This is a genomic window from Halomonas sp. 11-S5, from assembly GCF_029889825.1.
Taxonomy (GTDB): Bacteria; Pseudomonadota; Gammaproteobacteria; order Pseudomonadales; family Halomonadaceae; genus Halomonas.
On sequence record NZ_JARANW010000015.1, the window covers coordinates 25,679 to 47,412 of the forward strand.

At 68.1% G+C, this 21,734-nt stretch carries 22 protein-coding genes; 11 read left to right on the forward strand and 11 right to left on the reverse strand.

The window, feature by feature from the left end:
* Positions 1 to 184 precede the first annotated feature (184 nt).
* From OP497_RS11305 to OP497_RS11340, 8 genes are all read left to right on the forward strand, one after another.
* Complete coding sequence (locus OP497_RS11305; RefSeq protein ID WP_280548403.1) at positions 185 to 565, forward strand: CbiX/SirB N-terminal domain-containing protein; 381 nt, start codon at positions 185 to 187, stop codon at positions 563 to 565.
* Positions 562 to 1,476 carry a MerR family transcriptional regulator gene (locus OP497_RS11310; RefSeq protein ID WP_280548405.1) on the forward strand — a complete coding sequence of 305 codons (915 nt, stop codon included), beginning with the start codon at positions 562 to 564 and terminating at the stop codon, positions 1,474 to 1,476. The genes OP497_RS11305 and OP497_RS11310 overlap by 4 nt, the downstream gene beginning before the upstream one ends.
* Positions 1,477 to 1,489: 13 nt before the next feature.
* On the forward strand, positions 1,490 to 2,908 hold the full coding sequence (phrB, locus tag OP497_RS11315; protein ID WP_280548407.1) for a deoxyribodipyrimidine photo-lyase: 1,419 nt from the start codon (positions 1,490 to 1,492) through the stop codon (positions 2,906 to 2,908).
* A 27-nt stretch (positions 2,909 to 2,935) separates the two neighbouring features.
* Positions 2,936 to 3,370: a nuclear transport factor 2 family protein gene (locus tag OP497_RS11320; protein WP_280548408.1), complete on the forward strand. Its 435-nt coding sequence runs from the start codon at positions 2,936 to 2,938 to the stop codon at positions 3,368 to 3,370.
* A 25-nt stretch (positions 3,371 to 3,395) separates the two neighbouring features.
* Entirely contained in the window at positions 3,396 to 4,190 is a 795-nt protein-coding gene (locus OP497_RS11325; RefSeq protein WP_280548410.1) for an SDR family NAD(P)-dependent oxidoreductase, read from the forward strand.
* A complete protein-coding gene (locus tag OP497_RS11330; protein ID WP_280548412.1) occupies positions 4,187 to 5,566 on the forward strand; it encodes an FAD-dependent oxidoreductase in 1,380 nt (459 codons plus the stop codon). The genes OP497_RS11325 and OP497_RS11330 overlap by 4 nt, the downstream gene beginning before the upstream one ends.
* Entirely contained in the window at positions 5,563 to 6,342 is a 780-nt protein-coding gene (locus OP497_RS11335; protein ID WP_280548414.1) for a DUF1365 domain-containing protein, read from the forward strand. Before OP497_RS11330 ends, OP497_RS11335 begins: the two co-directional genes overlap by 4 nt.
* Before the next feature lie 77 nt (positions 6,343 to 6,419).
* A complete protein-coding gene (locus tag OP497_RS11340) occupies positions 6,420 to 7,607 on the forward strand; it encodes a cyclopropane-fatty-acyl-phospholipid synthase family protein (protein ID WP_280548528.1) in 1,188 nt (395 codons plus the stop codon).
* Between the two features lie 16 nt (positions 7,608 to 7,623).
* Here the strand turns inward: OP497_RS11340 and OP497_RS11345 are convergent, their stop codons facing one another.
* Positions 7,624 to 9,492, reverse strand: a complete 1,869-nt coding sequence (locus OP497_RS11345; RefSeq protein WP_280548416.1) for a GGDEF domain-containing phosphodiesterase — start codon at positions 9,490 to 9,492, stop codon at positions 7,624 to 7,626.
* Positions 9,493 to 9,735: 243 nt separating this feature from the next.
* Between OP497_RS11345 and fabA the strand changes: the two genes are divergently transcribed.
* Complete coding sequence (fabA, locus tag OP497_RS11350) at positions 9,736 to 10,251, forward strand: 3-hydroxyacyl-[acyl-carrier-protein] dehydratase FabA (protein ID WP_280548417.1); 516 nt, start codon at positions 9,736 to 9,738, stop codon at positions 10,249 to 10,251.
* Between the two features lie 13 nt (positions 10,252 to 10,264).
* Positions 10,265 to 11,482: a beta-ketoacyl-ACP synthase I gene (gene fabB, locus OP497_RS11355; RefSeq protein ID WP_280548419.1), complete on the forward strand. Its 1,218-nt coding sequence runs from the start codon at positions 10,265 to 10,267 to the stop codon at positions 11,480 to 11,482.
* Positions 11,483 to 11,554: 72 nt separating this feature from the next.
* Here the strand turns inward: fabB and OP497_RS11360 are convergent, their stop codons facing one another.
* From OP497_RS11360 to OP497_RS11375, 4 genes are read right to left on the reverse strand one after another with little or no spacing between them, the layout of a single operon-like run.
* Complete coding sequence (locus OP497_RS11360; RefSeq protein ID WP_280548421.1) at positions 11,555 to 12,316, reverse strand: lysophospholipid acyltransferase family protein; 762 nt, start codon at positions 12,314 to 12,316, stop codon at positions 11,555 to 11,557.
* Positions 12,313 to 13,203, reverse strand: a complete 891-nt coding sequence (locus OP497_RS11365) for a sugar nucleotide-binding protein (RefSeq protein ID WP_280548423.1) — start codon at positions 13,201 to 13,203, stop codon at positions 12,313 to 12,315. The genes OP497_RS11360 and OP497_RS11365 overlap by 4 nt, the downstream gene beginning before the upstream one ends.
* Before the next feature lie 24 nt (positions 13,204 to 13,227).
* Entirely contained in the window at positions 13,228 to 13,854 is a 627-nt protein-coding gene (gene ssb / locus OP497_RS11370; RefSeq protein WP_280548425.1) for a single-stranded DNA-binding protein, read from the reverse strand.
* A 48-nt stretch (positions 13,855 to 13,902) separates the two neighbouring features.
* On the reverse strand, positions 13,903 to 15,297 hold the full coding sequence (locus tag OP497_RS11375) for an MFS transporter (RefSeq protein ID WP_280548427.1): 1,395 nt from the start codon (positions 15,295 to 15,297) through the stop codon (positions 13,903 to 13,905).
* A 160-nt stretch (positions 15,298 to 15,457) separates the two neighbouring features.
* Here OP497_RS11375 and uvrA point away from each other — a divergent pair, with 160 nt between their 5' ends.
* A complete protein-coding gene (gene uvrA / locus OP497_RS11380; protein WP_280548429.1) occupies positions 15,458 to 18,319 on the forward strand; it encodes an excinuclease ABC subunit UvrA in 2,862 nt (953 codons plus the stop codon).
* A gap of 247 nt (positions 18,320 to 18,566) precedes the next feature.
* Here uvrA and rplQ read toward each other — a convergent pair whose 3' ends face one another.
* From rplQ to rpmJ, 6 genes are all read right to left on the reverse strand, one after another.
* Complete coding sequence (gene rplQ, locus OP497_RS11385; RefSeq protein WP_030074204.1) at positions 18,567 to 18,953, reverse strand: 50S ribosomal protein L17; 387 nt, start codon at positions 18,951 to 18,953, stop codon at positions 18,567 to 18,569.
* Positions 18,954 to 18,992: 39 nt separating this feature from the next.
* Positions 18,993 to 19,991 (reverse strand): DNA-directed RNA polymerase subunit alpha, encoded by a 999-nt coding sequence (rpoA, locus tag OP497_RS11390; RefSeq protein WP_280548430.1) that lies wholly within the window; start codon positions 19,989 to 19,991, stop codon positions 18,993 to 18,995.
* A gap of 85 nt (positions 19,992 to 20,076) precedes the next feature.
* Positions 20,077 to 20,697: a 30S ribosomal protein S4 gene (rpsD, locus tag OP497_RS11395; RefSeq protein ID WP_280548431.1), complete on the reverse strand. Its 621-nt coding sequence runs from the start codon at positions 20,695 to 20,697 to the stop codon at positions 20,077 to 20,079.
* Positions 20,698 to 20,709: 12 nt separating this feature from the next.
* On the reverse strand, positions 20,710 to 21,096 hold the full coding sequence (gene rpsK, locus OP497_RS11400) for a 30S ribosomal protein S11 (protein WP_040183105.1): 387 nt from the start codon (positions 21,094 to 21,096) through the stop codon (positions 20,710 to 20,712).
* Positions 21,097 to 21,135: 39 nt separating this feature from the next.
* Positions 21,136 to 21,492: a 30S ribosomal protein S13 gene (gene rpsM / locus OP497_RS11405; protein ID WP_280548435.1), complete on the reverse strand. Its 357-nt coding sequence runs from the start codon at positions 21,490 to 21,492 to the stop codon at positions 21,136 to 21,138.
* 123 nt (positions 21,493 to 21,615) lie between these two features.
* Positions 21,616 to 21,729 carry a 50S ribosomal protein L36 gene (gene rpmJ / locus OP497_RS11410; RefSeq protein ID WP_009099023.1) on the reverse strand — a complete coding sequence of 38 codons (114 nt, stop codon included), beginning with the start codon at positions 21,727 to 21,729 and terminating at the stop codon, positions 21,616 to 21,618.
* Positions 21,730 to 21,734: the final 5 nt, after the last annotated feature.

The following is a 21,734-nucleotide window of genomic DNA, read 5'->3' on the forward strand; positions in this document are numbered from 1 at the left end:
ACCGTGAGTTATACAGCCGTTGTACACTTCTGCTAGTCTAGCGATGAACGCCGTTGACTGCACGAGATGACCATGCCCCAGCCTCCCGTTTCCACCGCCATCATCGGCGCCGGCATCGCCGGCCTCGCCTGCGGGCAGGCCCTGGCGGCCGACGCCCCATGACCCATCGCGACTGGAGACTTCCATGTCCTATGCCCTGATCCTGCTCGCCCACGGCTCCAGCGACCCGCACTGGCGAGCCCCCTTCGAACACTTCGCCGAGGCCCTCACCGGCCGCCTTGAGACCCCGCTGCGCCTGGCCTACATGGAGCTCAGCGAGCCGTCGCTCGAGTCCACCGTGGCCGAGCTCGCCGAGGCGGGCGTCGAACGCGCCGAGATCCTGCCGCTGTTCTTCGCCGCCGGCCGCCACCTGCGCCGCGACGTGCCCGGCCAAGTCGAGGCCCTGACCGCCACCCACCCGGCCATCGAGCTGACGCTTCTGCCCCCGGTGGGCGAGCATCCCGCCTTCGTCGAAGCCCTGGCGGCGGTGGTCGCCGAGCAGGCAGGGGAGTCGGCACGCTCATGACTGACCCGGCAAGGAGCCCGGCCGACACGCCGCTCTACCCGATCCGCGAGGTCTCCCGGCTGACCGGGGTGAACTCCGTCACCCTGCGCGCCTGGGAGCGTCGCTACGGCCTGATCAAGCCGCAACGGACCCCCAAGGGTCACCGCCTCTATGCCCGCGAGGACATCGAGCGCGTCGAGCGCATCCTGCAGTGGCTGAATCGCGGGGTGCCAGTCAGCCAGGTCCGCGAGCTGCTCGACCAGCCGGAAACCGCGGAGACCCCGGCGCCGGCGGCCGGCGACTGGCCCGGCCAGCGTCGCCTGCTGGTCAGCGCCGTGCAGGCCCTGGACCTGACGCGCCTGGAGGAGCTGTTCAACCAGTCGCTGGCGCTCTATCCGGTGCCGACCTGCCTGGCCGAGCTCTGGCAGCCGGTGGTCCGCCAGCTCGAGGAGGGCTGGGGCGAGCAGCTCGGCGATACGCTGCAGCGCCGTACCCTCGAGACCTTCCTGCGCACCCGCATCGGCACCCGGCTGCTGCATGCCAACCGGCTGGGCAAGGGCCCGACGCTGCTGGTCGCGCCCCTGCCCGATGACCCCGCCCCGCTGTGGGTGCTGCTCACGGCCCTGGCCGCCAGCGACCGCGGCTATCGGGTGCACCTCTTCGATGCCCCGCTGCCCTGCAGCGAACTGCCGCTGGCGGTGGAACGCTTCCAGGCGGCGGCCCTGCTGCTGGCCAGCGGCAAGGCCGAGAAGGCCGAGCTGGTGAGGCGCCAGCTGCCGCGCCTGGCCGAGCAGCTCGAGGTGCCGCTGATGGCCTGTGGCCCCATGGCCCGCATCCGCGAGGCCGACCTGGAGGAGACCCGGGTGGAGCTGCTGGGCGATGACCTCGGCGAGGCCATGGAGCGCCTCCAGGCCCGCCTTCCCATCCGCTGAACCGGAGCCATCCATGACCCGCCCCGTGATCGTCTGGTTTCGCAGCGACCTGCGCATCCAGGACAACACCGCCCTGGCCGCGGCCGCCCGCCAGGGCCCCGTGATCGCCGTCTTCCTGCGCAGCCTCCCCCAGTGGCAACGCCACGGCCACGGCGCCAACAAGCTCGACTTCTGGGGCCGCGGCGTGGCCGCCCTGGGCGATAGCCTGGGCGGCCTCGGCATCCCACTGCTGCACCGCGACATCGACGACTTCGGCCAGGCCCCGGCGACCCTGCTGGCCATTGCCCGGGAGACCGGCGCCGCCGCCCTGCACTTCAACCGCGAATACCCGGTAGATGAGCTCACCCGCGACGCCGCGGTGATCGATGCCTTCGACGAGGCGGGTCTCACCGCCACCGGCCACCACGACGCCGTGGCCTTCGCCCCGGGGGAGCTGCTCACCGGCAAGGGCGACTATTACGGCGTCTTCACCCCCTTCGCCAAGGCCTGGCACCGTCAGCTGACGCCGCAACGCATCGCCCTGCACGACACCCCGCCGCCCCAGGCGCGGCTCGACATCGCCTCCGATCCGCTGCCCGAGCTCCCCGAGCTTGCCGACACGCCCATCGACGGCCGCCAGTGGCCCGCCGGCGAGGAGCCCGCCGCCGACCGCCTGGAGCGCTTCCTGCGCTTCCGGGGGCGCCACTACGGCGCACAGCGTGACTTCCCGGCGATCCGCGGCACCAGCGAGCTCTCGCCCTACCTGGCGCTGGGCATGATCTCCCACCGCCAGTGCCTGCAGGCGGTGCTCGCCGAGAACGACGGCGCCCTGGCCGAGGGCGATGCCGGGCTCACGGCCTGGGTCAACGAGCTGGTATGGCGGGAGTTCTACCGCCACGTGGCCGTGGGCTTCCCGCGGGTCTGCCGCCATCGCGCCTTCCAGGTGCATACCGAGGCGATCGCCTGGCGCGACGACGAGGCCGGCTTCGCCGCCTGGTGCGAGGGGCGCACCGGCTACCCGATCGTCGATGCCGCCATGCGCCAGCTGGTGGCCACCGGCTGGATGCACAACCGGCTGCGCATGGTCACCGCCATGTTTCTCGCCAAGCACCTGCTGATCGACTGGCGCCGCGGCGAGGCCTTCTTCCTGCGCCACCTGGTGGACGGCGAGTTCTGCGCCAACAACGGCGGCTGGCAGTGGGCGGCCTCCACCGGCACGGATGCCGCCCCCTACTTCCGCATCTTCAATCCCACGACCCAGTCGACGCGCTTCGATCCCGACGGCACCTTCCTCGCCGAGTGGCTGCCGGCGCTCGCCGAGCTGCCAAAGAAGGCGCGCCACGCGCCCGCAAGCGACCTGCTCGGCGGGGTCGACTATCCGCCCCCCATCGTCGACCACCGGGCCGCTCGGGCCCGCGCCCTCGAGGCCTTCAAGGCCCTGAACGCGGCATAACGCCCACCTGCCACCGGAGCCCCTTTCATGCGCCAGGCACCTGACCTGGAGGCCTTCTGCGCCTTCTTCAATAAACTAGACAAGACCTGTACAGAAAAGCTATACGAGGTATACACTGACGACGTCGACTTCATCGACCCGCTGCACCACATCAGGGGCCGCGAGGCGCTGGAGGCCTACTTCTGCACCCTGTACGACAACGTGACATCGTGCCGCTTCACCTTCCACGCGACCCTGCAACGGCACAACACGGGGTTCGTCACCTGGACGATGCACCTGGTGCATCCCCGCCTCGACGGCGGGCGCGGGGTGGAGGTCGAGGGCTGCTCGCACCTGCGCTTCGCACAGGACGGCCGGGTGGCCCGGCACCGCGACTACTTCGACGCCGGCGCCCTGCTCTACGAGCGACTGCCCCTGCTGGGGGGCGCGATACGTCTGGTGAAGCGACAAATGGCCCGCTGAGGGCCACCGAGAACGGGGAGAGACCATGACCACAGCGAGCGACAGGCAGCGCATCTGGCTGACCGGGGCCACCTCGGGCATCGGCCGCGCCCTGGCCGAGCGCCTGCTCGAGCAGGGGCACCGGGTGGCGCTGAGCGCGCGCAGCGAATCGGCCCTGGCCGAGCTCTGCGACGGCCATGACAATGCCCTGCCGCTGCCCCTGGACGTGGCGGACCGCCAGGCCGTCGAGCGGGCCGGCGAGCGCCTGGCCGAGGCATTCGGCGGCCTGGACCTGGCGATCCTCAACGCCGGCACCTGCGAATACCTGGACGCGCGCGACTTCGAGGTCGACCTCGTCGAACGCGTCTTCGCTCCCAATTTCTTCGGCGCCGTCTACGGCATCGAGGCGGCGCTGCCGCTGCTGCGCCGGGCCCGCGAGGCGGGTGGCCATCCGCTGCTGGCCGCCACCTCCAGCGCCGCCGCCTACCTGCCGCTGCCCCGGGCCGAGGCCTACGGCGCCTCCAAGGCGGCGCTGAGCCACTTCATGGAGTCGTTGCGCCTGGACCTGGCCGGCGAGGGCATCGGGGTCAGCCTGATCCACCCGGGCTTCGTGAAGACCCCGCTCACCGACCGCAACGACTTCGACATGCCCATGCGCGTCTCCACCGACGCCGCCGCCGAGGCGATCCTCGAAGGCCTCGCGCGGCGCCGCCTGGACATTCACTTCCCGCGCCGCTTCACGCTGCTGGTCCGGCTGATGGGCATCCTGCCCCCGAGCCTGCGCTATCGCCTGGGCCGGCGCATGACCCGCCAGGATTCGCCCGTGGAGACTCGCCGATGAACGCGCCGATTCGCCCCCCGCATGACACGGCCCGACGGGACGCCGCCCGACGGAATGCCGCCCAACGCATTGCCGTGATCGGCAGCGGCATCGGCGGCATGGCCGCCGCCTGGTACCTGTCGAGCCGCCACGAGGTGACGCTCTTCGAGGCCGACGACCGCCTCGGCGGCCACACCGCGACCATCGACGTTTCGCTCGAGGGACGGGACTACGCCATCGACACCGGCTTCATCGTCTTCAACGACTGGACCTACCCGCACTTCCAGCGCCTCCTGGGGCGCCTCGGGGTCACCGCCCAGCCCACCGAGATGAGCTTCTCGGTGCACGAGACGGCCCGCGACTTCGAGTACAACGGCCACACTCTGGCGAGCCTCTTCGCCCAGCGGGGCAACCTGCTGCGCCCCCGCTTCTACCGGCTGCTGCGCAACATCCTGCGCTTCAACCGCGAGGCGACCCGGGCACTGGAGAGCGGCCGGCTCGACCCGGCCATGACCCTCGGCGCCTGGCTCGATGCCGGCGGCTACGACGCCGACTTCCAGCAGCGCTACCTGCTGCCGATGGGCGCCGCCATCTGGTCGGCCAGCATCCGCGACCTGCGCGACTTCCCGCTGCTGTTCTTCGTGCGCTTCTTCCGCCATCACGGCCTGCTGTCGGTCAACGACCGCCCCCAGTGGTACACCCTGGTCGGCGGCTCGCGCGCTTACATCCCGGCCCTGACCGCGCCCTACGCCGAGCGCATCCGGCTCTCGACCCCGGTGCGCGGCCTTCGCCGCCACGCCGACCGGGTCGAGGTGCGATGCGACGGCGGCGTGGAGGCCTTCGATCAGGTGGTGCTAGCCTGCCACGCCGACCAGGCGCTGGCGATGCTGGAGGATCCGAGCGACGCCGAGCGCGAGATCCTCGGCGCCCTGCCCTACGCCGACAACGAGGTGGTGCTGCACACCGACACCCGGCTGCTGCCGCGCCGCCGGCGCGCCTGGGCGAGCTGGAACTACCGGCTCGACGGCCGCGGCGACGCGGCGCGCGTCTCGGTCACCTACGACATGAACATCCTGCAGCGCATGACGGCCCCGCACACCTTCTGCGTGACCCTCAACGACAGCGCCGCCATCGACCCCGCCAGGGTGCTGGGCCGCTTCACCTACGCCCACCCGCAGTTCACCCTGGCCGGCCAGGCCGCCCAGGCCCGCCACGACGAGATCTCGGGGCCATCGCGGCGCACCCACTACTGCGGCGCCTACTGGCGCAACGGCTTCCACGAGGACGGCGTCTGGAGCGCCCTGCGGGTTGCCCGGGACCTGGGCTGCGACGAGCAGGGCCCGGGCGCCGAGGCTCCCGCCACCCGGTCGCCGGCGATCGAGGAGAGCCTGGCATGAGGCGAACGCCGCGCTCGCGGATCTACCGGGGCAGCCTGCGCCACCGCCGCTTCCTGCCCCGTCCCCACGCCTTCACCTACGGCCTGTGGATGGCCTGGCTCGACCTGGACGAGCTGCCCGAGCTGTTCGACGGCGTACCCGGCTTCAGCGCGCGGCGACCGGCCCTGGCACGCTTTCGCCGCCGGGACTACCTGGCCCCCCACGACCGCCCCCTCAAGCAGGCCGTGCGCGAGGAGCTCGAGCGCCAGCTCGGCAGCGCCCCGGACGGTCGCATCTGCGTGCTGACCCAGCTGCGCACCCTGGGGCTCGGTTTCAACCCGGTCTCGCTCTACTACGCCTTCGATGCCCGCGGCGAGCTGCGCGCCCTGCTCGGCGAGGTGAGCAACACCCCCTGGGGCGAGCGCACGCACTACGCCTGCTCCGTGGAGCCCCGGCGCCATGGCCACACCGCCGAGTTCGACAAGGCCATGCACGTCTCGCCCTTCAACCCCATGGACATGACCTATCGCTGGCGCTTCGACACGCCCGGCGAATCGCTGTCCATGCACATGGAGAACTGGAAGGAGGGCCAGCGCCACTTCGACGCCACCCTGACCCTCGAGGGTCGCCCGGCGACCCGCGGCGTGCTGCTCGCCACCCTGGCGCGCCAGCCGTGGATGAGCCTGAAGACGCTGGCCGGCATCCACCTCGAGGCGCTGCGGCTGTGGCTCAAGCGCCTCCCGGTCCATGACCACCCCGGACAAGACCCCCCTTCCCGTGAGGAGAGCTCGTCGTGAACACGCTTCGCTCCGCCACCGCCCGCCCCCTGGCCGCCGAGGGCGATCGCCTGACTCGCTGGCTCAAGCCGCGGGTGATGGCCCAGCTCGACCGCCTGGAGGGCGGCACCATCATCCTGACCGACGGCCATCAGCGCCATCGCCTGGGCCAGGGCGGCGCGCTGCGCGTGACGCTGGTGGTGCGCCACCACCGCGCCTGGAAGCGCCTGGCCCTGGGCGGCACCGTGGGGGCCGCCGAGGCCTACATGGACGGCGACTGGGACGCCGACGACCCGGTGGCCCTGGTGCGGCTGTTCGCCGCCAACCTGGAGCGGGTCAACGGCGAGATCGAGAATGGCCCGGCGCGCCTCGGCCGCTGGCTGCTGGGCGGCCTCTACCGCCTGCAGCGCAACAGCCTGAGCGGCTCGAAGCGCAACATCGCCGCCCACTACGACATCGGCAACGCGCTCTTCTCCACCTTCCTCGACCGCGAGCACCGCATGTACTCGAGCGCGGTCTTCCCCCACGCCGAGGCGAGCCTCGAGGAGGCCTCGTCCCACAAGCTCGACCTGATGCTCGAGAAGCTCGACGTCCAGGCCCACCACCACCTGCTGGAAATCGGCACCGGCTGGGGCGGGCTGGCCATCCACGCGGCGAAGACCCGCGGCTGTCGCGTCACCACCACCACCATCTCCGCGGAGCAGCACGCCTTCACGGCACAGCGCATCGAGGAGGAGGGGCTGGGCGAGCGCATCACCCTGCTGCAGCAGGACTATCGCCAGCTGGAGGGGCGCTTCGACCGGCTGATCTCGGTGGAGATGATCGAGGCGGTGGGTCACCAGTACCTCGGCACTTACCTGGCGACGCTGGACCGGCTGCTGACCGATGACGGCCAGGCCATGCTGCAGGCGATCACCATTCGTGACCAGCGCTACGAGGCGGCCAAGCGCGAGATGGACTTCATCAAGCGTCATATCTTCCCGGGGGGCTTCCTGCCCTCGCACCACGCTATCCTCGATGGCCTGACGCACCATACCTCGCTCAACGTCATCGACCTGGACGAGATCGGCCTGCACTACGCCCGCACCCTGCGCGAGTGGCGCCACCGCTTCGAGGCGAGCCTGGAGACCGTACGCCGGCTCGGCTACGACGAGCGCTTCATCCGCATGTGGCGCTACTACCTGTGCTACTGCGAGGGCGGTTTCCTGGAGCGCACCATCGGCACCTGCCAGCTGCTGCTGGCCAAGCCCGGCGCCCGGCCGGCCCCGCTCACCGGCGCGGCGTGATCCGCTCTGCCTGGTGCTAAGCGGACGCCTCGGCAAGGCGCCGGCCCTGAGCAGACCGGCTCCCTGAGGCCTGCTCCCGCCACTGGGCCTCCAGGCGCGCCGCCGGCAGGGGCCTGGCATAGAAGAACCCCTGGACCTGGGCACAGCCCTGGGCGAAGAGGAAGTCACGCTGCGCCTCGGTCTCGACGCCTTCCGCGATCACCTCCAGCTCGAGCCCCCGGGCCATGGCTAGGACGGCACAGACGATGGACGCGTCGGCGCGGTCATCGGGCAGCGCCTGGATAAACGCACGGTCGAGCTTGAGCTTGTCCAGCGGCAAGTGCTTGAGGTACCCCAGGGAAGAATAGCCGGTGCCGAAATCGTCGATGGCGACCTGATGCCCCTGCCGTCGCAGCCGTTCCAGCCGCGGGGCGATATCGCCGGCACGCTCGTCGAGCAGGACCGATTCGGTCAGCTCCAGGCCCAGCAGCCGGGCCGGCACCCGATGGCGGGCCAGCCCGGTGGCGAGCGCGGTCTCCAGATCCCCCTGGAAGAGCTGCATGGCCGAGATGTTGATCCATACCATCGCCTCGGGCATCCCCGTCTTCTGCCAGTGAGCGAGCTGAGCGAGGGCCTGGTCGATTACCCAGTCGCCCAGCGTCGACATCAGGCCGTGGCGCTCGGCCAGCGGGATGAAGTCGCCGGGGGAGATCATGCCGTCCCGGGGGTGCCGCCAGCGCAGCAGCGCCTCCAGCCCGGCCAGGCTGTCATCTTCCAGTCGATACTGCGGCTGGAAGTGCAGTTCGAGCTGGCCGCCGATGGCTAGGGCGTTGCGGAGGTCATTGAGCAGGCCGAGCTGCGGGCTATCCTGGACATCCAGGGCGGGGCGGAAACGCAGGCTGTGATTGCGACCGTTGCGCTTGGCACCGAAGAGGGCCGACTCCAGCCGCTGGAAGAGCACATCGGCCTCGCGGCCATCCTCGGGGGAGCGGCAGCTGCCTATCGTCAGCCCCAGCCGGAGGCTGTGCCGGTCGATTTCGAAGGGTTGACCCAGATGGTGCTGGAGCCCCTTGATCCAGGTGTCATGATCGCTCTGCGTCGTGGTGCGGATCACCATGAACTCGTCGCCCCCCAACCGACCGACCACGCCGCCGGCCGCGTGCCTGGCCAGCCGCTGCCCGAAGTGCGATAGCAGCCGGTCGCCGAGCTCGACGCCGATGCCGTCGTTGATCTCCTTGAAGCCATCGATGTCGATCAGCGCCATGTCCAGGCTCTCGCCCGCCCGCAGGTGACGGAGACGGGAGGCCAGCAGGTCATGCAGTCGCCGGCGGTTGGGCAGGCCGGTGAGCGGGTCCTCGAAGCCGATCCGCTGAAGATCCCTCTCCCGGGCCTTGTGGACAGAGATATCGGTAAACAGGCAGACATGGTGGGTGATGCGACCTGCCTCGTCATGGACGGCTCGGACGCGCAGCCATTCGGGATACTCGTCGCCCTGCTTGCGCCGGCTCCAGATCTCCCCCTGCCAGCCGCCAGTGGTCCACAGGGCCTGCCAATAGCGCTCGAAGAATGCCTTGTCATGACGCGGTGCCGCCAGGGAGCTGGCAGAAATGCCGCGGACCTCGTCCAGGGTGTAGCCGGTGATGCGGGTGAAGGCCGGGTTGACGGCCTCGATGCGGTTGGCGGCATCGGTGATGATGACGCCCTCCTCCGAGAGGGAGAGGGCCTCCTCGCCGAGGCGAGCCCTTTGGTGCACCAGGCGCACCTGGCGCCAGGCATCCAGCAGGCCGAGGACGACCAGGACGGCCGCGGCCAGGCGCAGCGGAATGCCGGGCAGCCAGAGACTGGCCGAGAAGGCCGAGAGCGCCACCCAGGGCATGGGACGATTGAGGGAGAAGGCTGGCCACATGGAGGGCTGACGCTCACTTGGTGGATGGAATCATGTCCCGGCATGACCAGGAGCATGCATGACCTATCGGCTGCCACGCGAAAATCTGAACCCCTTGCCGCGTCATGGCGATCGGGTCGCAGGGGATTCCCCTCGAATCCGTTCGGCGTGCATTCATCGAGTGTGGACAGTAGACTAGGCACAGCCGCCCGGCGGCCCAGGCCGCTTTCGGCACACATCAATCTCGACTCTCGGAACGATTCAGTGACCAAGCAACACTCCTTTGATCACGAAGAACTGCTGGCCTGCTCACGCGGCGAGCTGTTCGGTCCGGGCAATGCCCAGTTGCCGGCCCCCAACATGCTGATGCTCGATCGCATCATGCACATCCACGAGGAAGGCGGGGATCACGGCAAGGGCGAGCTGATCGCCGAGTTGGATATCCACCCCGACCTGTGGTTCTTCGGCTGTCACTTCCCCGGCGATCCGGTGATGCCCGGCTGCCTGGGCCTGGACGCCATGTGGCAACTGGTGGGCTTCTACCTGGGCTGGCTCGGCCACCCCGGCCGCGGCCGCGCCCTGGGCTGCGGCGATGTCAAGTTCAGTGGCCAGATCCTGCCCGAGGCCCGCAAGGTCACCTACCGCATCAACATCAAGCGCATCATCACCCGGCGCCTGATCCTGGGCATGGCAGACGGCACCGTATCCGTCGACGGCCGCGACATCTACCAGGCCAACGACCTGCGCGTCGGCCTGTTCACCTCCACCGCGAATTTCTGAACAGGAGGCTCCCATGCGACGAGTGGTAGTCACCGGCCTGGGCATCGTGTCCTGCCTGGGCAATGACGCACAACAGGTTCTGGACGCGCTCAGGAACGGGCGCTCGGGTATTCGCTTCAAGGAAGACTACGCCGAGCGGGGCTTCCGCAGCCAGGTGGCCGGCAGCGTCGACATCGACCTGGACGTCCTGATCGACCGCAAGCTGCGTCGCTTCATGGGCGACGCCGCGGCCTTCGCCTATGTCTCCATGGCCCAGGCCATCGAGGACTCGGGGTTAGCCCCGGAGCAGGTCTCCAGCGAACGTACCGGGCTGATCGCCGGCTCCGGCGGCGCCTCCAGCGCCAACCAGGTGGAGGCCGCCGACCTGTTGCGCGAGAAGGGGCTGCGCCGCGTGGGTCCCTACCGGGTCACCCGCACCATGGGCAGCACCGTCTCGGCCTGCCTGGCAACCCCGTTCCGGATCAAGGGCGTCAACTACTCCATCTCCTCGGCCTGCGCCACCTCGGCCCACTGCATCGGCAGTGCCATGGAGCAGATCCAGATGGGCAAGCAGGACGTAGTCTTCGCCGGCGGCGGCGAAGAGGAGCACTGGACCCTCTCCTGCCTGTTCGATGCCATGGGAGCGCTCTCGACCCACTACAACAACACCCCCGACAAGGCCTCCCGGCCCTATGACCAGGCCCGCGACGGCTTCGTCATCGCCGGCGGCGGCGGCATGCTGGTACTCGAGGAGCTGGAGCACGCCCGCGCCCGCGGCGCGAAGATCTATGCCGAGGTGACCGGCTACGGCGCCACCTCCGATGGCTACGACATGGTCGCTCCCTCCGGCGAGGGCGCGATGCGCTGTATGCGCCAGGCCATGGCCGGCGTCGATGGCAAGATCGACTACATCAACACCCACGGAACCTCGACGCCAGTGGGCGATGTGGCCGAGCTCAAGGCGATCCGCGAGGTCTTCGGCGACACTACGCCGGCGATGAGCTCCACCAAGTCGTTGACCGGCCACTCCCTGGGCGCCACCGGCGTGCAGGAAGCGATCTACTCGCTGCTGATGATGGAGCACGACTTCATCGCCGCCTCCGCCAACATCGAGTCCCTCGACGAACAGGCCGACGGCTTCGATATCGTCACCCAGCGCCGCGACGGCGTGAAGGTCGAGCGCGTACTCTCCAACAGCTTCGGCTTCGGCGGTACCAACGCCTGCCTGGTGCTGGAGAAGGTCCGCGACTGATCCGTCGCGCTCCGCACGCAACGCAAGAGGCGCCCCTTAGGGGCGCCTCTTGCGTTGCGTGGCCGGTCAGCGTCAGGCCAGGGGCTTCTCGGTGGCCGCCGGTTCGGCCGTGGCCGGGCGCGGCACCTCGGAGATCTCGGCCAGCCGGGCCTCGATCCACGCCTCCACCTCGACCAGCACCTCCTCAGAGGTACGGCCGGCGGTCTCGATGGGCTCGCCCACCTCCAGCGACAGGCGCCCCGGGCGCTTGACCCAGTGACGTCCCGGCCAGCGCTCCCCGGCGTTGTGGGCCACCGGCACCACCGGCACCCCGGCGCGACAGGCGATCACCACACCACTCTTGCTGTAGCGACGCCGGCTTCCCGGTGCCACCCGGGTCCCCTCGGGGAAGATCAGCACCGAGAGCCCCTCGTCGAGCCGGGACTTGCCCTGGGTGAGCACCTGCTTCATGGCCCGGGCGGGCTTGCTGCGGTCCAGGGCGATGGGATGCAACAGCTGCAGCCCCCAGCCGAAGATCGGGATGTTCAGCAGCTCCCGCTTGAGCACCGTGCAGACCGGCGGATGCAGCAGCTGCAGGTAGACGGTCTCCCACTCGGATTGGTGGTTGGCGAGGATGACGCAGGGGCCGTCGGGTAATCGCTCATGGCCGCGGAAGTCGTAGCGCACCCCGCAGGCCAGGCGAAACCAGGCGATGATGAAGTGATTGTAGAGGTTGAGCAAGCGATAGCGGGAGCGCAGCGGCAGGAAGGGCGCCGGCGGCAGGAAGAGCACGCCACTGACCAGCATGGCCAGGAAGTAGCCGGCATAGAAGACCAGGCTGCGGATCACATTCATCGTGGCATCGACTCCTCTGCCGCCTTGACGTCGTCCCTGGCCAGGCACCAGGTATCCAGCATGCGCCCGACCTCCAGGCGCCAGGGCTTCTGGTGGACGCCGAACACGTCCAGCACCCGCCGGCAGTTGAGCACCCGACGCAGCGGCTGGTCATGGTGGTGGTTCAGCGCCTTGACGCCGCCCAGCGCAACCCGTTCACCACGCCCCTCGAGCCGCGTGGTGAGCTGGGTGCGCACCATGGAGACGAAGGTGTAGGCACTCACCGGCTCGGTACCGGCCAGGTGGTAGCTGCCCCAGGCCTCGGCCCCGCAGTGCTGCTGCTGGAGCATGCCGATCAGCGCCATGGCCACGGCATCCGCCGATGTCGGGCAGAAGATCACATCGGACTCGGCACGCACCTCGCCGCCATCCACCAGGGTGTCGAGCAGCTCGCTGAGCCAGGCCTGGCTGCCCTCCAGGGCGAACAGCGGCCCCAGGCGCACGATCAGGTGTCGAGGGTATTCGGCACGGATCCGGTCGCCAGTGCGTATCAGTCGCCGCAGGCTGTCGTCGCGGGGCTCGGGGATCACGTGCTCGTCGATGGGAACATCGAGGCCATCCTCGTAGAGCTGGTCGGAGACGCACCATACCAGCGGGGTGTCCGCCTCGCGGCAGGCCTCCATGCAGGCCTCGACCGCCTCGGCATGGGCCGTGACGGCCGCCGGCTCGGCGGTGATCGGCCGCGACAGCGGCGGGATCACCAGCGCATCCGGGCGCAGCTCCTCGAGCAGCTGGGGCGTGGGCGCAAGACCCGGCTCGATGGTGAGCTCGGTGTCGCTGCGCCGGTTGGCCTCGCGGGCCAGCGCCAGGCTCAGGCAGTGCCCGGCCTCCAGAATCAGCAGCTTCACGGCACCTCCTCGGCTGGCCCCTGGTTAGAACGGGATCTCATCATCGAAATCGTCGAAGCTGCCCGGGTCCGGGGCACCGTAGTTGCCGCCCTGCTGCTGGCCGCCACCCTGCTGCGGGGGAGCGGGCTGCGGAGCAGGACGCTGGGGTTGGTCACCAGCGACGTTGCCACCCTGCTGCGGGGCGTTGCCGTAGCCACCCTGCTGGGGCTGACCACCGCCGAAGTTGCCTCCCTGCTGCTGACCACCCTGCTGGGGCTGACCGCCATACTGGCGGCCGCCCTGCTGACCTCCGTACTGACCACCACCGTCACCGCCGCGGGAGTCCAGCATCTGCATATCGTTGGCGACGATCTCGGTGCTGTACTTGTCCTGGCCGTTCTGGTCCTGCCACTTGCGGGTCTGCAGGCGGCCCTCGATATAGACCTTGCTGCCCTTCTTGAGGTACTGCTGGGCGATCTCGGCGGTCTTGTTGAACAGCACGATCCGGTGCCATTCGGTGCGCTCCTGGCGCTGGCCGCTCTGCTTGTCCATCCAGGTATCGGTGGTGGCCAGGTTGAGATTGGCAACGGCGGTGCCGGAGGGTGTGAAACGCACCTCCGGATCCTGGCCCAGGTTGCCGATCAGGATGACTTTGTTGATGCCACGGGCCATGAGGGACTCCTTGCTGTCATGAGATACGTTGTAAGGATCATACGCGGCTCAGGCGCCGCTGTGGTGATTCCCGGAACCGGTGAGGCGTGCCAGGGCCTGCTCGTCGAGACGCTGGCGATCCACCTTGAGGTAGGCCAGGCGCTCCTCGGGGACGACCAGCACGTCTTCCACCCCGGCCACCTCGGCGAAACGCGCCATCAGGGTGTCCAGGGCATCTTGCTGCTCGTTGTCGTCGAGCGCCACCACCTCGCTGGTCAGGTGGCGGGGGGGCGCCATGCCGGCCATCGCCGCCAGCCAGGCCAGGCCCACCAGGCCGCAGCCGACGAACACCGCGGAAAGCCCCCACTGCTGCACCAGGGCGCCCCCCAGCACCCCGCCCAGGAAGGCCCCGAGGAACTGGCTGGTGGAGTAGATGCCCATGGCGGTGCCCTTGGCGCCGGCCGGCGCCAGCTTGCTGAGCATCGACGGCAGGGTGGCCTCGAGCAGGTTGAAGGCGATGAAAAACAGCAGCAGCCAGCCGAACAGCGCCGGGAACCCGTCGCCCAGGCCGGCTAGCCCGAACAGGCTCAGGGTGATGCCGGCGATCGCCAACAGGCACATGGCCTTCATGCGCCGCCACTTCTCGGCGATGATCACCAGCGGCACCATGGCCACGAAGGCCAGCAGCATGATGCCCAGGTAAGTGAGGCCATGGCGCTCGACGGCGATGCCTGCCTCGACCAGCCGGAAGGGCACGGCGACGAAGATCGCCATCAGCACCAGGTGCAAAGCGAAGATCGAGATATCCATGCGCCACAGGTCACCGTGCGTGAAGATGCCACGCAGCTGGCCGCGGTCCATGCCCACGTCGCGGTGGCGCACCCGACGCGGCGCCGGCGGCACCAGCTTCCACAGTACCACCAGGCCCAGGGCCGCCAGCGCCGCGGTGGACCAGAAGACCCCCGCCAGGCCGAAGCCCGCGGCGAGCCAGGGGCCGAGTACCATGGCCACGGCGAAGGCCACGCCGATGGAGAGCCCGATGGTGGCCATGGCGGCGGTGCGCACCTGCTCGCGGGTCTGGTCGGCGAGCAGCGCCATGATGGCCGCGGCCACGGCGCCGCTACCCTGCAGGCAGCGCCCCAGGATCACCCCGCCGATGGAGTCGGCGCCGGCGGCCACCATGCTGCCGAGCAGGAACAGCACCAGACCGGCGGCGATCACCGGCTTGCGCCCCAGGCGGTCGGAGAGCAGGCCAAAGGGGATCTGCAGCACTGCCTGGGTGAGGCCGTAGATCCCCAGCGCCAGGCCGACCAGCAGCGGCGTCGCCCCCCGCAGGTCATCGGCATACAGGGCCAGCACCGGCAGCACCATGAACAGGCCCAGCATGCGCGTGGCATAGAGCCCCGCCAACCCGATAATGGCGCGGCGCTCGGTGGCTAACAACAGTCCTGAGACCTTTCGCATGGCGGTTCGAACTTCCGTGGACGGCCCCTCGGGCCCGGACGTGGACCGCATATTCTAGCGGCTCGCCGGCCTGCAGGGAAAGCCGATGGCGACCCGCGCTTTGCCGCCGGTGCGGCCCGCCCCGTATAATCGAGCTTTTGCCGCGTCCGGCGAGGTGGGAATGGACACAATTCTGGTCAGGGGTGCCCGCACCCACAACCTGAAGAACATCGACGTCGATCTGCCACGCGACAAGCTGATCGTGGTCACCGGGCTCTCCGGCTCGGGCAAGTCGTCGCTGGCCTTCGATACCCTCTATGCCGAGGGCCAGCGCCGCTACGTGGAATCGCTCTCCACCTACGCGCGCCAATTCCTGTCGATGATGGAGAAGCCCGACGTCGACCATATCGAGGGGCTCTCTCCGGCGATCTCCATCGAGCAGAAGTCCACCTCCCACAACCCGCGCTCCACCGTGGGCACCATCACCGAGATCTACGACTACCTGCGCCTGCTGTTCGCCCGCGCCGGTACCCCGCGCTGCCCGGAGCACGGCGAGGACCTCGAGGCCCAGACCGTCTCGCAGATGGTCGACCAGGTGCTGGCCCTGCCCGAGGGCAGCAAACTGATGCTGCTGGCCCCGGTGATCAAGGGGCGCAAGGGCGAGCACCTGCAGCTGCTCGCCGAACTGCGCGCCCAGGGCTTCGTGCGCGCCATGGTCGACGGCCAGGTGCTGGAGCTCGACGACATCGCCCCGCTCGACAAGAACAAGAAGCACGACATCAACGTGGTGGTCGATCGCCTCAAGGTGCGTGACGGCCTGCAACAGCGCCTGGCGGAGTCCTTCGAGACGGCCCTCAACCTGGCCGACGGCGTGGCCACGGTCCACTTCATGGACGGCGAGCACGAGGACATCGCCTTCTCGGCACGCTTCGCCTGCCCGGTGTGCGGCTACTCGATCGCCGAGCTCGAGCCGCGCATGTTCTCCTTCAACAACCCGGCGGGCGCCTGCCCGACCTGCGACGGCCTGGGCGTGCAGCAGGTCTTCGACCCCGACAAGCTGATCAGCCACCCGGAGCTGTCGCTGGCCGAGGGGGTGATCAAGGGCTGGGACCGTCGCAGCGTCTACTACTTCAACCAGCTGCAGGCCGTGGCCGACCATTACCGCTTCACCCTGGAGACTCCCTGGCAGGACCTGGCGCGCCACGAGCGCGAGGTGATCCTGCATGGCAGCGGCAGCGACGATATCGCCTTCAGCTACGTCAACGACCGCGGCCGCAAGGTCACCCGCGAGCACCCCTTCGAGGGCGTGCTGCCCAACATGCAGCGCCGCTATCGCGAGACCGAGTCGAGCATGGTGCGCGAGGACCTGGCGCGCCACATCGCCGTGCAGCCCTGCCCCACCTGCCACGGCTCGCGGCTGCGTCGCGAGGCACGCCACGTCTTCATCGACGACCGCACCCTGCCCCAGCTGGTCCACCTGCCCATCGGCGAGGCCCTGAGCTACTTCGGCGCGCTCAGCCTGCCCGGCCGCAAGGGCGAGATCGCCGTCAAGATCGTCAACGAGATCCACGCCCGCCTGGAGTTCCTGGTCAACGTGGGGCTCGACTACCTGAACCTGGAGCGCAGCGCCGAGACCCTCTCCGGCGGCGAGGCGCAGCGCATCCGCCTGGCCAGCCAGATCGGCGCCGGCCTGGTGGGGGTGATGTACATCCTCGACGAGCCCTCCATCGGCCTGCACCAGCGCGACAATGACCGCCTGCTGCAGACCCTGGAGCGCCTGCGCGACCTGGGCAACACCGTGATCGTGGTCGAGCACGACGAGGAGGCCATCCGCGCCGCCGACCACGTGCTCGATATCGGCCCCGGCGCCGGCGTCCATGGCGGGCGCATCGTCGCCCAGGGTACCCCGCAGGAGATCATCGCCAACCCCGAGTCGCTGACCGGCCAGTACCTCGCCGGCACCCGGCGCATCGAGATCCCGCCCTGGCGCATTCCCGGCAACCCGGAGAAAGTGGTGCGCCTGACCGGCGCCCGCGGCAACAACCTCCAGGACGTCACCCTCACGCTCCCGCTGGGGCTGTTCGTGTGCATCACCGGCGTCTCCGGCTCCGGCAAGTCGACACTGATCAACGCCACCCTGATGCCCATCGCCGCCCGCGAGCTCAACCGCGCCACCAGCCTGACGCCGGAGGTCCATGAGCGTATCGAGGGCCTCGATCACCTCGACAAGGTGATCGATATCGACCAGAGCCCCATCGGCCGCACCCCGCGCTCCAATCCGGCGACCTACACCGGCATTTTCACGCCCATCCGCGAGCTGTTCGCCGGCACCCAGGAGGCGCGCTCGCGGGGCTACAAGCCGGGACGCTTCTCCTTCAACGTCAAGGGCGGGCGCTGTGAGGCGTGCCAGGGCGAAGGCATGATCAAGGTGGAGATGCACTTCCTGCCCGACATCTATGTGCCCTGCGACGTCTGCAAGGGCAAGCGCTACAACCGCGAGACCCTGGAGATCGCCTACAAGGGCAAGAGCATCCACGAGGTCCTCGCGATGACCGTCGAGGAAGCGCTGGCGTTCTTCTCGCCGGTACCCGCCATCGCCCGACGGCTGCAGACCCTGCTCGACGTGGGGCTCTCCTACATCCGCCTGGGGCAGAGCGCCACGACGCTATCCGGTGGCGAGGCCCAGCGGGTCAAGCTGGCCCGGGAGCTGGCCAAGCGCGATACCGGCAAGACCCTCTACATCCTCGACGAGCCGACCACCGGCCTGCACTTCGAGGACATCCGCCAGTTGCTCACGGTGCTGCACCGCCTGCGCGACCACGGCAACACCATCGTGGTGATCGAGCACAACCTGGACGTGATCAAGACCGCCGACTGGCTGATCGACCTCGGCCCCGAGGGCGGCTCCGGCGGCGGGCGCATCATCGCCGAGGGCACCCCCGAGCAGGTGGCGCGCATGGAAGCGTCGCACACCGGCCGCTTCCTCAAGCCGCTGCTGGAGCGCGCCAAGGCCAGCAAGGCGGAGCCGGAGACCACCGCCTGACAGCGAGCCGAAAGCTTTAAGCTTGAAGCCGTCAAGATGGCGAGCAGCGCCGGGGACAGGTCGGAGCGGGGGTCCTATGCCAGGGATGGCATCGGTAGCGCCCAGGGAAGGGTTCACAGCGCCCCCGCGCAGACCTGGCGCCGGGGAAGCTGCGATTCAGGTCAACGAGGCAGACCCATACGACGAAAAAACCGGCTCCCCTTGAGGAGCCGGTTTGGCGTGCCACTGGCGGAAGGCCGGTCGAGGATCACTCCTCGGCGGCGGCTTCCTCGACGACCGGACGGTCAACCAGTTCGACGAAGGCCATGGGGGCGTTATCGCCGGTGCGGAAGCCGCACTTGAGAATACGGATGTAGCCACCCGGACGCTCGGCGTAACGCGGACCCAGCTCGTTGAAGAGCTTGCCGACCGCTTCCTTCGAGCGGGTGCGGCTGAAGGCCAGACGACGATTGGCAACGCTGTCCTGCTTGGCCAGGGTGATCAGCGGCTCGATGACGCGACGCAGTTCCTTGGCCTTGGGCAGGGTTGTCTTGATCACTTCGTGCTCGACCAGCGAGACGGACATGTTCTTGAACATGGCCTGGCGGTGCGAGCTGGTGCGATTCAGGTGACGACCACTCTTACGATGACGCATGGTTGTGATTCCTTACCAAACTGGGACTCGAGTCGAGGCTCACGCGGAGGCCTTGTCGTCCTTCAGGCTTGCCGGCGGCCAGTTCTCCAGCCGCATGCCCAGGGAAAGCCCGCGGGCGGCCAACACGTCCTTGATCTCATTCAGGGACTTCTTGCCGAGATTGGGGGTCTTCAGCAGCTCCACCTCGGTGCGCTGGATCAGATCTCCGATATAGTAGATGTTCTCGGCCTTCAGGCAGTTGGCGCTGCGAACGGTCAACTCGAGATCGTCTACGGGGCGCAGCAGGATCGGATCGATATGATCCTCTTCCTCCACCACTTCCTGTTCCTTGTCGGCTTCCAGGTCGACGAACGCGGCCAGCTGCTCTTGCAGGATGGTCGCGCTGCGACGGATCGCCTCTTCCGGATCCAGGGTGCCGTCGGTTTCCAGGTTGATGATCAGCTTGTCGAGGTCGGTGCGCTGTTCGACACGCGCGGCCTCGACGCTGTAGGAAACCCGGCGCACGGGGCTGAAGGTAGCATCCAGCTGCAGGCGACCGATGGCGCGCGACTCGTCGTCGGCATCGCCACGCACGTCCGCCGGCTCGTAGCCGCGGCCGCGAGCGACCTTGAGCTGCATCTTCAGCTCGGACCCCTCGTTGACGTGGGCGATGACATGCTCGGGGTTGACGATCTCGACATCATGGTCGAGGGCGATGTCCCCTGCCGTCACGACGGCGGGCCCCTGCTTGTTCAGCGAGAGCACTGCCTCGTCGCGGCTGTGCATCCGGAGCGCCACGTCCTTGAGGTTCAGGAGGATTTCGATGACATCTTCCTGGACGCCCTCGATCGCGCTGTACTCGTGTTCGACACCGGCGATCTCGACCTCCACCACGGCAGAGCCGGGCATGGACGAGAGCAGGATGCGACGCAGGGCATTCCCCAGCGTGTGGCCGAAGCCCCGCTCGAAGGGCTCGAGCACGATCTTGGCGTGGTGTGCGCTGATCTCTTCGACCTTGATGTCGCGAGGACGGAGAAACTCTGTCACTGAACGCTGCATATGAACACCTTTCAGGCTGCCAAACGGATTGTCGGTACTCTGGGCCGCCCCCCGCGGACGGGGAGCGGCACGACGCGGGCGCCGCTTACTTGGAGTACAGCTCGACGATCAGGTTTTCGTTGATGTCGGCAGACAGGTCACCGCGTTCGGGCAGGGCCTTGAAAGTGCCTTCCATCTTCTTGGCATCGGTCTCGACCCACACCACGTCGCCGCGGTTGGCGGCGATGGCCAGGGAAGTCTGGATGCGCGCCTGGTTCTTCGCCTTCTCGCGCACGGCGACCACGTCACCGGCCTTGACCTGGTAGGAGGCCACGTTGACGGTCTTGCCGTTGACGGCGATCGCCTTGTGGCTGACCAGCTGACGTGCCTCGGAACGCGTGGAGCCGAAGCCCATGCGGTAGACGACGTTGTCCAGTCGGGATTCGAGAAGCTGCAGCAACAACTCGCCGGTCGCGCCCTTCAGGCGGGCCGCTTCCTTGTAGTAGTTGCGGAACTGCTTCTCGAGTACGCCGTACATGCGACGTACTTTCTGCTTCTCGCGAAGCTGCAAGCCGTAGTCGGAAAGACGCTGACGGCGCTGGCCGTGCACACCCGGAATCTGCTCGGATTTGCACTTCTTCTCGAAGGGAGTGATACCGCTCTTGAGGAAGAGGTCGGTCCCCTCACGACGAGACAGTTTGCACTTCGGTCCAATGTAACGAGCCATGAATCTGTCTCCTTAAACGCGGCGTTTCTTCGGCGGACGGCAGCCATTGTGGGGAATGGGCGTCGCGTCGGTGATGCTTTGCACGCGGAAGCCGGCGGCATTGAGCGCGCGCACGGCGGATTCACGGCCAGGACCGGGGCCCTTGACCAGCACGTCGACGTTTTTCACACCATACTCGGCTGCAGCGGTCGCTGCACGCTCGCTTGCCACTTGAGCAGCGAACGGGGTGCTCTTGCGAGAACCACGAAAACCCGAACCACCGGCAGTCGCCCAGGAAAGGGCGTTGCCCTGGCGGTCTGTGATCGTAATGATCGTGTTGTTAAAAGAGGCGTGGATATGCGCGATGGCATCCACTACCTGCTTTTTAACCTTTTTACGGTTGCTACGCGGGTTAGCCATGTTGATGTCTATTCCTGTCTTTACGCCAGAACGTGCGTGTTATTTGCGGATCGGCTTGCGCGGGCCCTTGCGGGTACGCGCATTGGTCTTGGTACGCTGACCACGCAGCGGAAGACCACGACGATGACGCAGACCACGATAGCAACCCAGGTCCATGAGACGCTTGATGTTAAGCGTGACATCACGACGCAGGTCACCTTCCACGGTGTACTTGCCGACTTCGGACCGCAGGGTATCCAGATCTTCACTGGACAGCTCCTGGATCTTGGTGGTCGGCGCGATGCCGGTCGCGGCACAGATGCCCTGAGCGCGCGTACGGCCAATCCCGAAGATATAGGTCAGCGAGATCGCCGCATGCTTGTTGTCCGGGATATTGACGCCTGCAATACGGGCCATCAGCTTACTCCGAAATTTGAGCGGCTTGCTCGATTAATCATCTACAAAAGGCGCAACAGCATACCCCTTTCCTCGCTCGAGGACAAGAGGCATGCCGGCACCCGGTTCAGTGCAGCCTCAGGATCAACCCTGACGCTGCTTGTGCCGCGGTTCGATGCAGATGACGCGCACGGCGCCATTGCGACGAATGATCTTGCAGTTGCGGCACATTTTCTTCACGGAAGCTCGAACTTTCATCGTTC